Below are 13,944 nucleotides of genomic sequence, written 5' to 3' on the forward strand. Positions count from 1 at the left end.
GGCACCCAACCCCGGCAGTATCTCTGCCCCAGCCACGGAGTTCCAATGACCGCAGCTTCTTCCGTTGATTCCGAGACCGGCCCCAGCAGTAAGCACGAGGAACGCAAGGTCCTCGCGGGAACGCTGGTCGGCACCACCATTGAGTGGTACGACTTCTTCATCTTTGCCCAGCTGACGGGAACGCTGCTTTCCCCGCTCTTCCTGACCCCGCTGCAGCAGTCCAACCCCGGCCTTGCGCAGATTCTCTCCTTCGCCCTCATCGGCATCAGCTTCCTCTTCCGGCCGCTCGGTGCCGTCATTGCCGGCCACCTCGGTGACAGGCTGGGACGCAAGGCAATGCTTGTGTTCACACTCGTCATGATGGGGGCCGCAACGTCCCTGATCGGCATCCTGCCGACCTACAAGGACATCGGCGTCTGGGCACCGATCCTGCTGATCACCCTCCGGATCATTCAAGGCTTCTCAGCCGGTGGCGAGTGGGGCGGAGCTGCCCTGATGGCCGTGGAGCACGCGCCGATGAGCAAGCGCGGAATCTTCGGCGCATATCCCCAGATCGGCGTGCCCATCGGCATGATCCTCGCGACAGGCCTGCTGTTCTTCCTCAACTCCAGCATGTCCAAGGAAGACTTTGCCTCCTGGGGCTGGCGTGTGCCGTTCCTGCTCTCCATCGTGCTGATCGTCGTCGGATACCTGATCCGGCGGGCCGTGGCGGAAAGCCCCGTCTTCCGCGAGATGGCCGCCCGCAAGGCTGAGAGCAAGGCGCCTCTGGGGGAGCTCATCCGCCACCACAAGAAGCCGGTCCTCTACTCAACGCTGATCTTTATCGCCAACAACGCCGCGGGTTACCTGCTGATCGCCTTCTTCATCTCTTATGCCACCAGGGCCCTGCAGATGCCCGTGCCCCAGGTATTGCTCGCCACGACCCTTGCATCCTTTGGCTGGCTGATCTTCACACTGGCCGGCGGCTGGCTTTCGGACCGCATCGGCCGCGTCAAGACCTTTCTGACGGGCTACGCCATCATCTTCGTCTGGATGATCCCGATGTTCGCGCTCATCGACACCAGAAACATCTGGCTTTATGGCGTGGCGCTGTTTGTCCTGACGATCGGCCTGGGCCTTTCCTACGGCCCCATGTCCGCCATGTATGCCGAGATGTTCCCCGCGAACGTGCGGTATTCCGGCATCTCCATCGGCTATGCGTTCGGCGCGATCCTCGGCGGGGCATTCGCCGCCACGATTGCTGAATCGCTGCTGCAGAGCACCAAGTGGACCGGATCCATTGGCATCTACATCATGATCCTCTGCGTGATCTCCGCCGTCGGCGTACTGCTGGCGAAGGAGACCAAGGGCCGGCTGCTCGGCGTCAGCCGGCACTGACGGATCTGCGGTAAGCAGTCAGTTCGCGGGTGCGGGTCCGGGCCGATGGTCCGGGCCCGCACCCGCGCTCAGGGCTGGGCGCCCCGCAGCAGGCCGATGGCTTCGTCGTCGGTCAGCTGGTCGAAATGCCGGTAGAAGCTGCCCACGGCCCGGAACTTGCCGGGCAGGTGCAGGCACAGGACGTCGCAAACCCGGGAGAGCGACTGCTCGGCCTCAATCGATCCGACCGGGGCGGCGGCGACGACGCTCGCGGCCCCCGATGAACGAACGGCCTCGACGGCGGCCCGCATGGTGGCGCCGGTGGCCAGGCCGTCGTCGACCAGCAACGCCGTTTTCCCGCGGACTTCATGGTTGATGCCGGGGTACTTTTCGACGCGGCGCAAGAGTTCTTCCCGTTCACGGATTTCCACATCGTCCAGCCACGCCTGCCGGACGCCGTTTTCCAGGATGCGCGCCACGAGCGGCCTGTTGAGCAGCCGGACAATCCTGCCTCCGGAGTAGGCCAGGGCGCCATAGGCCGTCTCGTCGTGGCCGGGGATGCCGAGTTTCCTGACAAGGACCGCACCGAGCGGAAGATGCAGGACGTTCGCCGCCGCGGCCGCCACCGGAATGCCCCCGCGTGCCAGTCCCAGCAGCACGGTGTCCGGCCGATCGCGGAACTGCGGCAGTGCCGCCGCGAGCCGCAGCCCGGCTTCATCCCGGTCTTCAAAAACCATGCCCATGCGTTCCTCTTCCGGAGTCTCCGCCCGTCAAATCCAGCCTACCGCCCGCCGGCCACGCCGCGCGGGCCAAGTCTGCCGGACGGCTGCTAGCTGCCGAGGAACGCGACGGCCGCCTGTTTGAAGGCCCGGCTGGTGATGGCATTCGTGTGGTTCCGGCCGGGAAGCACCAGCTGTTCGGCCATGGATCCGGAGGTCGCGGCCAGTTCCGCAAGCCGGGGCATCGAGGCCGCGCGTTCATCGTTTTCGCCTGCCACCAGCAGCATGGGCATGTGCGGCACTGCTTCGGCGGGGTCGTAAGGTTCGCCCTTGATGGCCTCGACCAGGGACAGCAGCGCGAAGATGTTGTTGCTCGGCAGCGCCTGCGCCATCTTGAGGAGCCCGGCCGTGGATTCGTCGGCGATGGGCGTGCCGTCGGCAAGGTACCGCTGGGCTGCCACGAGGTCGAACTCGGCAAGCGGATCAGCCATGTTGGGTCCGCCGAGGACGATCCGGTGCACAATTTCCGGCTGCGTGGCGCCGAACTCCCAGGCGAGCCGGGATCCGAGCGAGTACCCGATCACGTCCAGGCCGCTGGAAGGGTCACCCGCGCGCACCGGCCGCACGCCGGCGTCAAACGCTATCTGGAGGAGGTCCGCCCGCATCCGGCTGGGCGAGTAGGAGTCCATGTCCTCCGGGGCGCCGCTGCGGCCGTGGCCCGGCAGGTCCACGGTGATGACCCGCCTCCCCGCCGCGAGCAGTGCGGAGAGCCAGCCGGTGTCCTCCCAGTTCAGCTTGCTGGAGGAGGAAAAGCCGTGGATCAGCAGGATGGGGCGGAGGCCGGCGTCGGCATCGGGATCGTGCACCTCGACGTACAGCTGGGGATCGGTGCCCTCTACGGTGTGGGAGTGCTGTTCGCCGGTGTGCCTGCCGCTCATCATGTCAGTCCTCATCAAGTACGGCGCTCAGGCGGACCCGGCGCTTCGGTGCCTCTTCCTTCGGGACGGTGCCCACGATGCCGGCGGTGTTGTCCGGCACCTCAAACACAATCAGGGGCTCACCGACATTGATCTTGTCGCCGGGCCCGCCGTAGATACGCACCACTTTACCTGCCTGCGGACTGGGCAATTCAACCGCGGATTTGGTGGTTTCCACCTCCACGAGCGGCTGGTTGCGCTCCACCTGTTCGCCGGGGGAAACCAGCCATTCCAGGACGGTTGCCTCGATCAAGCCTTCGCCCAGATCCGGGAGCGGGAAAGATATTTCAGCCACGTCGGTACTCCAATACTCGCTGGATGCCGAAAAGAATCCGGTCAATGTTGGGAATGTATTCGTCCTCGAGGTCCCCGGACGGGTACGGGACGTCGAAGCCGGTCACCCGCTCCACCGGCGCCTTGAGCGTGTCGAAACAGCCGTGCGTGATCAGCTGGGCCACTTCGGCCCCCAGCCCCGAGGTCAGCGGCGCCTCATGGACGACGACGGCGCGCCGCGTCTTGCGCACGGACGTCACCAGCGCGTCGGCGTCGATCGGCTTGAGCCAGCGCAGGTCCAGGACCTCGACGTCGATGCCGTCCTCGGCGGCGAGTTCGGCCACCTGCAAGCAGCGGGACACCATGGCACCCCAGGCAACCAGCGTCAGGTGGCGGCCTTCCCGCATGACCTTGGCGCCGGTGGGCGATCCGGTGCCGGGGGCATCTGCGGTACTGAAGTCGACGTCGCCCTTCTGCCAGTACCGGGACTTCGGCTCCATGAAGATCACCGGGTCCGGGCGCGTGGCGGCGTACTTGAGGAGGTGGTAGGCCTCGTGCGGGTTCGACGGCGAGACCACCTTCAGCCCCGGCACGTGCGCGAACAGGGCCTCCAGGCTCTCCCCGTGGTGTTCGGGTGCGCGGATGCCCCCGAAGCTGGGCACGCGCAGCGTGATGGGCATCGGCAGCTTGCCGCGGCTGCGGTAGTTCATCCGGGCGATCTGGCACACGATCTGGTTGATGGCGGGGTAGGCGAAGCCGTCGAACTGCACCTCCGGAATGGGGTGGAAGCCGGCCATCGCGAGACCCACGGACATGCCCAGGATGCCGGATTCGGCCAGCGGCGTATCGAAGACACGGTTTTCGCCGTGCTTGGACTGCAGCCCGTCGGTGATGCGGAAGACGCCGCCCAGCCTGCCGCAGTCCTCGCCCAAGATCACCGCCTTGGGGTTTTCCGCCAGCACCTCGTCCAGTGCGCGGTTGAGCGCCTGCTGCATGGACAGAGTGGCGGTGTGGTTGCCGTGTGCCTCCGTGCCGGGTGATTGCGCGTCCGGTGATTGAGCCTGTCGAAATCCCGTCATGGTTCCTGCGCTCCTAGACATGTTCGGACTCCTCTCGCCAGCTGGCGGCCTGGTTCTGCAGCGCGGGGGTGGTTTCCTGGAAGACGAGGCCAAACATCTCGCTGCCCGGCCGCGGACCGAGCGCTTCGATGCCTTCGCGGATGGATGTTTCCTCGGCTGCCGCGGCGGCCTGCGCCGCGGCGAAGAACGCGTCGTCGGCGATGCCGTCGTCCAGCAGCCGCCGGCGAAGGCGGCGCAGCGGGTCCTCGCCCGCGCCGGACCGCTCCTCGTCCAGGGAGCGGTAGCGTCCGGGATCATCGGACGTGGAGTGCGGGCCGCGGCGGTAGGTCATGGCCTCCACCACCACGGGCCCGTTGCCGGAGCGGCAGTGGGCGATGGCCCGCCGGGTGGCCTCAAGCACGGCGACGACGTCGTTCCCGTCAACCTGGACGCCGGGAATGCCGTAGCCGGCGGCACGGGCGGCGACGGAGCCGCCCGCAACCTGGCGCTCGGTGGGGACGGAGATGGCCCAGCCGTTGTTCTGGACGAAGAAAACCACCGGTGCCTTCATGACGGCCGCGAAGTTCATCGCCTCATGGACGTCGCCCTGCGAGGAGGCGCCGTCGCCCAGGTAGGCGAGCGCAACGCCGTCGTTCTGTTCGAGCGTCTGGCCGTGGGCCCACCCCACCGCATGCAGCACCGAACCGGCCACCACGGCCTGGATCGGCGCGAGGCGTGACTTGACCGGATCGTAGAGTCCGCCGTGCCACGTGGCCTTGTGGGTGGACATGTATGCCACCATGTCCACGCCCATGGCCCGGGCCACGCCCATCTCTCGGTAGGTGGGGAAAACAAAGTCGCGGGCGGTATCGACCGCGTAGCCGCTGCCCACCTGGGCGGCCTCCTGGCCGAGCTCGGGGGCGTAGCCGGGGATGATGCCCTGCCGCTGCCACGCCACGGCCGAGACGTCGAGGTGGCGGACCGCGGCCATCAGCGAGTACAGCTCACGCAGCTGGTCAGGGGTGGGCGGGGGAGCGGCGTTGCCGTCGTCCGGAAGGGGCAGGGTGTCCATAGCTGTGACCCTAGTCACCGCGCCCCCGCCGGGCAATCAGCTCCGCGAACACTGATCAGACTGTCAATACTGCACAGTCAAACACGGGAGGGGCTGCACAAATTGTGCAGCCCCTCCCGGGGTGCTCGGCCGGGTGTCCGGCCAGGCACTAGTCCGTTGCGGACCCGGCGCCTCCCCGCCCAACTGGGTCGCAGAAGATGCCGTTATGAGAGCTGAGAACGGCGTGTGCTGCTACCTAGTTGGGCCGGCGTGCTAGTCCCTTGCGGAACCGGCGCGGACGGCCTCGCGGGAGGCGGTGTACCTGGCCCCCACCCAGCATGCTGCGGCGATGCCGGCGATCAGCAGGACGGTGCTGATCAGCTGGATCCGGCTGCTCTCGGCGCTCAGTCCCACGGCGAGGATCAGGCCAAGGAGCACCAGGCCGAACACCGTCAGTGCGGGGAAGCCCTTCATGCGCAGGGGCAGGGGAGTTCCGTCGCGGTCCGCGCGCCGGCGCAGGATCAGCTGGGAGACGAGGGCGGTACCCCACACCACGAGGCAGGTTGACCCGACGAGCTGGAACAGCGCGGGCAGGATCCGCTCAGGGAACAGCAGCTCAAGGACGGTGGCGATGAAGCCGAAGGCAACTGACACGCCGACGGCGACCATCGGCACCTTTGCGCCGCTGAGCCGCGACAGGAAGGCCGGCGCCTCGCCGCGTTCGGAGAGTGAGTAGACCATGCGGGAAGAACCGTAAAGGTTGGCGTTCCGTGCGGACAGGAGTGCGACGACGGCCACCAGGGTGATCGCTGTGCTGGCGCCGGGAATGCGGGCGGCGTCCAGGACGCCCGCAAACGGCGACGCCAGTGTCTCCGAGGTGGCGGGGAGCACCGCCGCAATGACGAACACGGATCCGATGTAGAACACCAGGATCCGCCACACCACGGTCCGGATGGCCTTGGCCACACTGTGCTCCGGGTCCTCCGTTTCGGCGGCAGCGACGCTGACGATTTCCGTCCCGCCGAACGCGAAGATCACCACGAACAGGGCCGTCGCTATGCCGCCCAGGCCCGCCGGAGCGAAGTCCGTGGCGATGTTGCTGATGCCGGGCGAGGCCACGTCAGGCAGGAGCCCGAACAGCAGTGCGGCGCCGATGACCAGGAAGATCACGATCGCGGCGACCTTGAGGATGGCGAACCAGAATTCGAACTCGCCGAAGTTCTTCACGCCGGCCAGGTTGATGGCCGTAAATACCACCATGAACACCAGCGCGAGCGCCCAGACCGGGATGACCGGCCACACCGAGAACAGAAGCCCTGCGGCGCCGAGGGCCTCGGCGGCGATGACCACCACGAGCTGGAGCCACCACAGCCAGCCCACCGTGGCCCCGGCCGTCTTACCCATGGCCCTCTCGGCGTAGACGGAGAAGGCGCCGCTGGTGGGGTTCGCCGCCGCCATCTCGCCGAGCGCCCACATCACCACGATGATCAGTGTGCCTGCAACCAGGTAGGAGATCAGGACCGCCGGGCCGGCGGCCTGGATGCCGGCCCCGGATCCCAGGAAGAGCCCGGCGCCGATTGCGCTGCCCAGTCCCATCATGGTCAGTTGGCGGGGTTTCATGTTGTGGCTGAGTTCTACTGCCGGTCGCTCCGCCGTGGACTTCATCGTCATGCTGCGTACCTTCTTGGGGTCGGTGAAAACGGGGGTCCTTTTGGGACCATTCGAATGTACCGCCTCGCCGGGAACGCCACAGCCCTGGAGCGTGAGATTATGGATTCAGTTTGGTCAAGGCATTGGCCTAAGTGGCAGCAGTTTGTGTTGGTGAATAGCCAAGGACGGGAAAAGCTGATGAACGTGGATGCGCTAGACGCCAAAATTGTCCGTTTCTTCACCGATGCGCCGCGTGCTTCCGTCCTGGAGGCCTCCCGGGTGCTCAGGATCGCGCGGGCCACCGTCCAGTCGCGGCTGGACCGGATGGCGGAAGGCGGCGTGATCGGATCCTGGGTGCCCCACCCCGAGCCGTCGCATTTCGGATTTCCCGTGGTTGCCTTCTGCTCGCTGACCATCAACCAGGACCTGGGGCACGATGCCGTGGTGGCGGCGCTCGCGGAGATTCCGGAACTGATCGAGATCCATACCGTTTCCGGCAGTTCCGATCTGATGGCGCGCATTGCGGCCCGCTCCAATCCCGACCTCCAGCGCGTCCTCGATGCGATGATCGCCACCAGGACCGTGCTGCGGTCCTCCTCGGTGATTGTCCTCAATACCCATTTCGAGGGCAGGACACTTCCTCTGCTTGAGGCGGTGGCGGCCGGGAACCGCGCGTAGGGCCGGTACCCGGTCCGGTACCCGGTCCGGTACCCGGCGAAATATTTTGTTCCGCGGCCGGCGGGCCGTAGAATCAGTTTTAGTCATTTTGACTATAACTAGCCGGACGGTCAGCAGGACCCCCGAACGCAGTGAAGCGGGTGAAGAACCGTGTACACCACCTCAGCCAACGTTGCCGAGCGGCAGGCCGCTCCGCCGTCGTTGGCTATTTCCACGGTGATCTTCGCGCTTCGCCCCAGCGAGGCCTCCGGCCGTCCCACGCTCTGGCTGCCGCTGGTCCGCCGCATCCGGGAGCCGTTCAAGGGGCTCTGGGCTCTACCCGGCGGCCCGCTGACGCACTCGGAGTCGCTGCAGGACGCCGCCTCCCGGAACCTGCGCGAAACCACGGGCCTGGCACCCAGCTACCTCGAACAGCTCTATGCCTTTGGCGGCCTGCACCGGTCGCCCACGCAGCGGGTGGTGTCGATCGTCTACTGGGCGCTGGTGCAGCCCACCGAGGCCGCGCTCGCCGACGAATCGGAGAACGTCAGGTGGTTCCGGGCAGACAGGGTGGGGGAGCTGGCCTTCGACCACAACGCGATCGTCGATTATGCGCTCTGGCGGCTCCGGAACAAGCTCGCGTACGGCTCCATCGCGTACCACCTGCTGGGGGAGTACTTCACCCTCGCCCAGGTCCGGGAAGTCTACGAAGCCGTCCTTGACACCCGGCTGGACCCGGCCAACTTCCGCCGCCAGATCAAAGCCACACCGGAAATCGAAGAAACCGGTGAATACCTCCAGGGCGGCAAGCACCGCCCGCCACGCCTCTACCGATTTACCGGCCGCCCCGGCCTTGACCCAGATAACAGGAGTACCCCATGAGCAGCGTCAATACGGCAATCCAGCTGATCACGCGTGAACAGGCCGAGAAGGGCCGCGCAGCAGCCGCCGGCAGCACCTGCAGCCCGGCGCTTGCCAAGGGCCCCTGGGACTATGACCTTGCGGAGGCGCTGGCCGGCATCCCGGCGTACGGTCCCGGAGCCTCCAGCGCCGACGTCGCGCCGCCGTCCACGCCGCGCCAGGGCCAGCTCCCCGAGGAGTACAAGCTGGCCGGCGACGCCGAGCTGGACGCCCGGATCCGCGCCGCCAAGGCCACGCTCGGCGACCGCGCCGTGATCCTGGGCCATTTCTACCAGCGCGACGAGGTGGTGCAGTACGCCGATTTCGTCGGCGATTCCTTCCAGCTGGCCAACGCCGCCCTGACCAGGCCGGACGCTGAGGCCATCGTGTTCTGCGGCGTGCACTTCATGGCGGAAACCGCCGACACCCTGTCGACGCCGGAGCAGGCCGTCATCCTGCCCAACCTGGCCGCCGGCTGCTCGATGGCCGACATGGCGGACGCGGACTCGGTGGAGGACTGCTGGGAGCAGCTGGAGGAAATCTTCGGCACCGAGCCCGACGCCGAGGGCCGGGTTCCGGTCATCCCCGTCACCTACATGAACTCTTCAGCGGCGCTGAAGGCCTTCTGCGGCAGGCACGGCGGCATCGTCTGCACCTCGTCCAACGCCAAGACGGTCCTCGAGTGGGCCTTCGAGCGCGGCCAGCGCGTCCTGTTCTTCCCGGACCAGCACCTGGGCCGCAACACGGCGAAGGCGCTGGGCGTCCCGCTGGAGCAGATGCCCATGTGGAACCCGCGCAAGGAACTCGGCGGGAACGACGAACAGGCCCTGCTGGACTCCCGGGTGATCCTCTGGCACGGCTTCTGCTCGGTGCACAAGCGCTTCTCGGTGGCGCAGATCGAGAAGGCCCGCGCCGACTTCCCGGGCGTCCAGGTGATCGTCCACCCCGAATGCCCCATGGAAGTGGTGGACGCAGCGGACTCCGCCGGATCCACGGACTTCATCCAGAAGGCCATCGCCGCCGCCGAGGAGCCCACGGTGTTCGCGATCGGCACCGAGATCAACATGGTGAACCGGCTCGCGGCCCAGTATCCGCAGCACACCATCTTCTGCCTGGACCCGGTGATCTGCCCGTGCTCCACCATGTACCGGATCCACCCGGGCTACCTGGCCTGGGTCCTCGAGGAACTCGTGGCGGGCCGCGTGGTCAACCGCATCACCGTGGACGACGCCGTGCAGCAGGACGCCAGGACCGCGCTGGAGCGCATGCTGGCCGCCAAGCCCCAATGAAACCCGAAGTGAGCCCCGCATGAACACCACCAGCGGAAACGCGATCCCCGGGCGGCCGCGGCTGATCGTCGTCGGCAGCGGCATAGCGGGCCTCTACGGGGCACTGCTCGCCGCGGACGCCGGCGCTGACGTGGTGCTGCTGACCAAGGGCGCGCTGGCGGACAGCAACACCTACTACGCCCAGGGCGGCATTTCAGCGGTCCTGGACGAGCCGGCCCCGGGGGACACCGTGGCCGCGCACATCGCCGACACGCTCCAGGCCGGGGCGGGCCACTGCAACCCGGACGCCGTCCGGGTGCTGTGCACCGAAGCGCGGCGCGACATCGCCGGCCTTGGGCGCTTCGGCGTGCGTTTTGACCTGGACGACGACGGCGATCCCGCCTTGGGGCTCGAAGCGGCCCACTCGGCGCCGCGCATCCTGCATGCCGGCGGCGACGCCACCGGCGCGGGGATAGCGAACGCACTCATCTGTGCCGTGCTGGCAGCCCAGGCGTCAGGGCGGATCCGGCTCCTGGGCCACGCGCGTGCCACCGCGCTGCCCCAGTCCGGCCGGCGCGTGACGGGCGTTGAATTCCTCCACGACGGCCAGCTGAAGACCACGCAGGCCGACGCTGTCCTGCTGGCCACCGGCGGAGCGGGACAGCTGTTTGCCCAGACCACGAACCCGTCCGTCGCCACCGCGGACGGACTGGCCCTGGCCTGGCGCGCCGGAGCGGCGGTTGCGGACCTTGAGTTCTTCCAGTTCCACCCCACCTGCATGGTCCGCACGGCCGAAGCGGCCGAGGCAGAGGCAAACCAGGACCCGCTGCTGATCTCCGAGGCGGTCCGCGGTGAGGGCGCAGTCCTCGTGGACGCGGAGGGCCGCCGGTTCATGCTGGACTACCACGCGGACGCCGAGCTCGCCCCGCGGGACGTCGTCTCGCGCAGCGTTGCCCTGCACCTCGCCGCGCTCGGCGATCCCACCGGCCACGTCTACCTTGACGCCCGCGTCATCGAGGCCGCCAAAGGTCCCGGATTCCTGGGGAAGCGCTTCCCGACGATCACACGGCGCACCCGGGAAGCCGGCATCGACTGGACGCGGGAACTGGTGCCCGTGGCGCCGGCCGCGCACTACTGGATGGGCGGCGTGTCCACCGACCTGCACGGCCGCACCACGGTGCCCGGGCTCTTCGCAGCCGGTGAGGTGGCATGCACCGGGGTGCAGGGCGCCAATCGCCTGGCAAGCAACTCCCTGCTTGAAGGACTGGTCTTCGGACGGCGGGCCGTTGAGGCTTTCCTTGCCGACAGCGTTGCTGGGGCGTCGCCTGACGGCGCCCCTCCGCATGCTCCCCACGATCTCCCAAACCTCGCAAGCTCGGCCAGGGAACCCGGATCGTGTGGGCCCACGGCCGCTGGCGGCCTCCCCTTGACGCACGCTTCCGGGACCCCGTCAGTTGACGCGTCCGAAACGCCCGACAGCGGATCTGTTGGGGCGTCGGCTGACGGCGATTTTCCCGCTTGGGAGTTCGAAGCTGCGCCCGCTCGTGGGCCTGTTGAGGCTTCCTTTGCTCCGGCCGGGGTGTTTTCGCGGGGGGCGCTGCGGCGGCTGATGACGGCGAATGCCGGCGTGCTTCGCACCGGTGGGCAGTTGCGCGAGGCGGGTGCCGCACTTGCGGCGTGGGCCGCCGTCGTGCGTCCCGACGACGTGCCGGAAGCTGAGGATCCGCGGGAGCACGAGGACGCCAACCTATTGCTGGCCGCCCAGCTGCTGGTCCACGCCGCCCAGGAGCGGCGGATGTCGCTCGGGGCGCACTACCGAGACGACGGCGGGCCGGAGGCGGCCGCGGCCGACGACATTGACAAACGATACCGAATGACCCGGAAAGCGAGCCTCGTCCATGACTAGCCTGACCCTCCCCGCAGCACCCGTCCGGGAGATCCTGGAGCGGGCCTTCGCGGAGGATGCCCCCAGCGGTGACATCACCTCGCAGCTGCTCATTCCGGCGGAGGCCCGGGCCACCGCGGTGCTGAACGCCCGTGTTCCGGGGGTCTTCAGCGGCGGCACCGTGTTCAGGGACGCCATGCAGCTGATCGACCCGGACACCGAGGTGGAGCTGCTTGTCGCCGACGGCCAGGCGTTCGACGCCGGGACCCGGCTCGCGCAGGTCAGCGGACGGGCGCGCAGCGTGCTCCTCGCCGAACGTGTGGGGCTCAACCTGGCGCAGCGGATGAGCGCGATTGCCACGCGGACCGCGGAGTTCGTGGCGCTGGTGGACGGCACGAAGGCCCGCATCACGGACACGCGGAAGACCACGCCCGGCCTGCGGGTCCTTGAGCGCTATGCCGTGCGGTGCGGCGGCGGGGCCAACCACCGGTACAGCCTGTCCGACGCCGTGCTGGCGAAGGACAACCACCTCGCCGTGATGACCGGGGGCGATCCGGGCAAGCTGACCGCGCTGCTGGCGGAGGCGAAGGCCCAGCTCGGGCACACCACGCACTTCGAAGTGGAGGTGGACAGCGCCGACCAGATCGAACCCGTCCTTGCCGCCGGGGTGGACACCATCATGCTGGACAACTTCACGCTCGACGAACTGCGGGCCGGCGTGCGGCAGGTCGGCGGGCGGGCCGTGGTGGAGGCCAGCGGCAACGTCAACCTGGGAACCGTTGCGGACATTGCCGCCGCCGGGGTGGACGTCATCTCCATCGGAGCACTCACCCACAGCGTCACGGCCCTGGACCTCGGCCTGGACGTCGAGCTGACGGTCAGGTGAGCCGGCCATGATCTTCCTGGACGCAGCAGCCACGACCCCGGTCCGCCGCGAAGTGCTGGAGGCCATGTGGCCCTTCCTCACCGGCGAGTTCGGCAACCCGTCGAGCCATCACTCGCTGGGCGATGCCGCCGCCCGGGCGCTTGCGGAGGCCCGCAAATCGGTGGCGAAGGTGCTGGGCTGCCGGCCGGCGGAAGTGACGTTCACTTCGGGCGGCACGGAGGCTGACAACCTGGCGGTCAAGGGAATTGCGCTGGCGCGGCAGGCCGCGGACCCTGCGCTGAACCGCGTGGTGATCAGCGCCGTCGAACACCCGGCGGTGGAGGAATCCGCGCGCTATCTCGAACGTTTTCACGGGTTCACAGTGGACGTGGCGCCCGTGGACAGCTACGGAACGGTGACCGCCGAGGCCCTCGCCGCTGTGCTCCGGCCCGAAACCGCGCTGGTCAGCATCATGTACGCCAACAACGAGGTGGGGACGGTCCAGCCGGTCGCGGCGCTCGCAGCCCTGGCCAGGGAGCGCGGCATTCCCTTCCATACCGACGCCGTGCAGGCCGCCGGCTGGCTCCCGGCTGATGTGAAGATCCTGGGCGTGGACGCCCTGAGCATTTCCGGGCACAAGCTCGGCGCCCCCAAGGGCTCGGGCGTCCTCTTCGTCCGCGGCAGGACGAAGGCGGAACCCCTGGTGCACGGCGGAGGGCAGGAGCGCGGACGGCGTTCCGGCACCGAAAATGTGGCGGGGGCCGTGGGCCTTGCCGCCGCGCTCGCCCTGGCCCACGCCGATCAGGCGGCGCTCTCGGAGCGGGTCACGGTGCTGCGGGACAAGTTCATGAGCGCCGTGCTTGGCAGTGTTCCCGGCGCCGTGCTGACGGGCCATCCGGCCGAGCGGCTGCCGTCCGTGGCATCCTTCTGCTTCCCGGGCACCAGCGGGGAGTCCGTGCTCCTGGAGCTGGAACGCCAGGGCGTGGTCTGCTCCAGCGGTTCGGCCTGCGCGGCCGGATCCGACGCGCCGTCTCCGGTGCTCCTGGCCCTTGGGATCGAGGCCGAGGTGGCCCAGACGGCCGTCCGGTTCAGTTTTGATTCCTCGGTGACCCCAGCGGACCTGGAGACCGCAGCCGCCGCGGTGACGTCCGCCGTCGGAAGTGTGCGGAACCTGGGCCACCTCCCCGCGTAGCCGGCCTGCCCGAGTGGCCTGCCCAACTGGGTAGCAGCTCGCGCGGTTCTGGGCGCTGAGAACGGCGCGAGCTGCTAGTCCGAAAATGAGGTG

Annotated in this window: 13 protein-coding genes; 7 read left to right on the forward strand and 6 right to left on the reverse strand. The window is 68.2% G+C overall.

All coding sequences use genetic code 11. The features are described 5' to 3' along the window. The first annotated feature begins 45 nt into the window (after positions 1-45). Positions 46-1,377: an MFS transporter gene (locus tag J7I89_RS12490; protein ID WP_214970598.1), complete on the forward strand. Its 1,332-nt coding sequence runs from the start codon at positions 46-48 to the stop codon at positions 1,375-1,377. Between the two features lie 68 nt (positions 1,378-1,445). Here the strand turns inward: J7I89_RS12490 and J7I89_RS12495 are convergent, their stop codons facing one another. The 6 genes from J7I89_RS12495 to J7I89_RS12520 form a co-directional block, all read right to left on the reverse strand. Beyond that, the gene (locus tag J7I89_RS12495; protein WP_214970602.1) at positions 1,446-2,099 is read right to left on the reverse strand and encodes a phosphoribosyltransferase; all 654 of its coding nucleotides are present in this window, start codon (positions 2,097-2,099) and stop codon (positions 1,446-1,448) included. A gap of 86 nt (positions 2,100-2,185) precedes the next feature. After that, positions 2,186-3,013 (reverse strand): alpha/beta fold hydrolase, encoded by an 828-nt coding sequence (locus tag J7I89_RS12500; RefSeq protein WP_214970605.1) that lies wholly within the window; start codon positions 3,011-3,013, stop codon positions 2,186-2,188. A 4-nt stretch (positions 3,014-3,017) separates the two neighbouring features. Next, complete coding sequence (locus J7I89_RS12505) at positions 3,018-3,347, reverse strand: biotin/lipoyl-containing protein (RefSeq protein WP_018775751.1); 330 nt, start codon at positions 3,345-3,347, stop codon at positions 3,018-3,020. Then, a complete protein-coding gene (locus J7I89_RS12510) occupies positions 3,340-4,320 on the reverse strand; it encodes an alpha-ketoacid dehydrogenase subunit beta (protein WP_214970674.1) in 981 nt (326 codons plus the stop codon). Before J7I89_RS12510 ends, J7I89_RS12505 begins: the two co-directional genes overlap by 8 nt. A gap of 97 nt (positions 4,321-4,417) precedes the next feature. Then, positions 4,418-5,455, reverse strand: a complete 1,038-nt coding sequence (locus J7I89_RS12515; RefSeq protein ID WP_214970608.1) for a thiamine pyrophosphate-dependent enzyme — start codon at positions 5,453-5,455, stop codon at positions 4,418-4,420. 252 nt (positions 5,456-5,707) lie between these two features. Then, positions 5,708-7,105 carry an amino acid permease gene (locus tag J7I89_RS12520; protein WP_214970611.1) on the reverse strand — a complete coding sequence of 466 codons (1,398 nt, stop codon included), beginning with the start codon at positions 7,103-7,105 and terminating at the stop codon, positions 5,708-5,710. A 177-nt stretch (positions 7,106-7,282) separates the two neighbouring features. Here J7I89_RS12520 and J7I89_RS12525 point away from each other — a divergent pair, with 177 nt between their 5' ends. From J7I89_RS12525 to J7I89_RS12550, 6 genes are all read left to right on the forward strand, one after another. Then, entirely contained in the window at positions 7,283-7,762 is a 480-nt protein-coding gene (locus tag J7I89_RS12525; protein WP_214970614.1) for an Lrp/AsnC family transcriptional regulator, read from the forward strand. Positions 7,763-7,912: 150 nt separating this feature from the next. Continuing rightward, positions 7,913-8,623: an NUDIX domain-containing protein gene (locus J7I89_RS12530; protein WP_214970618.1), complete on the forward strand. Its 711-nt coding sequence runs from the start codon at positions 7,913-7,915 to the stop codon at positions 8,621-8,623. After that, positions 8,620-9,930: a quinolinate synthase NadA gene (gene nadA, locus J7I89_RS12535; protein ID WP_214970621.1), complete on the forward strand. Its 1,311-nt coding sequence runs from the start codon at positions 8,620-8,622 to the stop codon at positions 9,928-9,930. Before J7I89_RS12530 ends, nadA begins: the two co-directional genes overlap by 4 nt. A gap of 19 nt (positions 9,931-9,949) precedes the next feature. Further along, on the forward strand, positions 9,950-11,815 hold the full coding sequence (gene nadB / locus J7I89_RS12540; RefSeq protein ID WP_214970624.1) for an L-aspartate oxidase: 1,866 nt from the start codon (positions 9,950-9,952) through the stop codon (positions 11,813-11,815). Beyond that, positions 11,808-12,680 carry a carboxylating nicotinate-nucleotide diphosphorylase gene (gene nadC / locus J7I89_RS12545; RefSeq protein WP_214970626.1) on the forward strand — a complete coding sequence of 291 codons (873 nt, stop codon included), beginning with the start codon at positions 11,808-11,810 and terminating at the stop codon, positions 12,678-12,680. Before nadB ends, nadC begins: the two co-directional genes overlap by 8 nt. Positions 12,681-12,687: 7 nt before the next feature. Further along, a complete protein-coding gene (locus J7I89_RS12550) occupies positions 12,688-13,851 on the forward strand; it encodes a cysteine desulfurase family protein (protein ID WP_214970628.1) in 1,164 nt (387 codons plus the stop codon). Positions 13,852-13,944 lie beyond the last annotated feature (93 nt).

Source organism: Arthrobacter sp. ISL-5 (assembly GCF_018613835.1).
Classification (GTDB): Bacteria; Actinomycetota; Actinomycetes; order Actinomycetales; family Micrococcaceae; genus Arthrobacter.

Bases quoted from the DNA above. Each gene is read 5' to 3' on its own strand.
- J7I89_RS12495 (WP_214970602.1), bottom strand. From the start codon at position 2,099: ATGGGCATGGTTTTTGAAGACCGGGATGAAGCCGGGCTGCGGCTCGCG.
- J7I89_RS12490 (WP_214970598.1), top strand. From the start codon at position 46: ATGACCGCAGCTTCTTCCGTTGATTCCGAGACCGGCCCCAGCAGTAAG.
- nadC (WP_214970626.1), top strand. From the start codon at position 11,808: ATGACTAGCCTGACCCTCCCCGCAGCACCCGTCCGGGAGATCCTGGAG.
- nadA (WP_214970621.1), top strand. From the start codon at position 8,620: ATGAGCAGCGTCAATACGGCAATCCAGCTGATCACGCGTGAACAGGCC.
- J7I89_RS12515 (WP_214970608.1), bottom strand. From the start codon at position 5,455: ATGGACACCCTGCCCCTTCCGGACGACGGCAACGCCGCTCCCCCGCCC.
- J7I89_RS12520 (WP_214970611.1), bottom strand. From the start codon at position 7,105: ATGACGATGAAGTCCACGGCGGAGCGACCGGCAGTAGAACTCAGCCAC.
- J7I89_RS12500 (WP_214970605.1), bottom strand. From the start codon at position 3,013: ATGAGCGGCAGGCACACCGGCGAACAGCACTCCCACACCGTAGAGGGC.
- nadB (WP_214970624.1), top strand. From the start codon at position 9,950: ATGAACACCACCAGCGGAAACGCGATCCCCGGGCGGCCGCGGCTGATC.
- J7I89_RS12510 (WP_214970674.1), bottom strand. From the start codon at position 4,320: ATGCAGCAGGCGCTCAACCGCGCACTGGACGAGGTGCTGGCGGAAAAC.
- J7I89_RS12550 (WP_214970628.1), top strand. From the start codon at position 12,688: ATGATCTTCCTGGACGCAGCAGCCACGACCCCGGTCCGCCGCGAAGTG.
- J7I89_RS12525 (WP_214970614.1), top strand. From the start codon at position 7,283: ATGAACGTGGATGCGCTAGACGCCAAAATTGTCCGTTTCTTCACCGAT.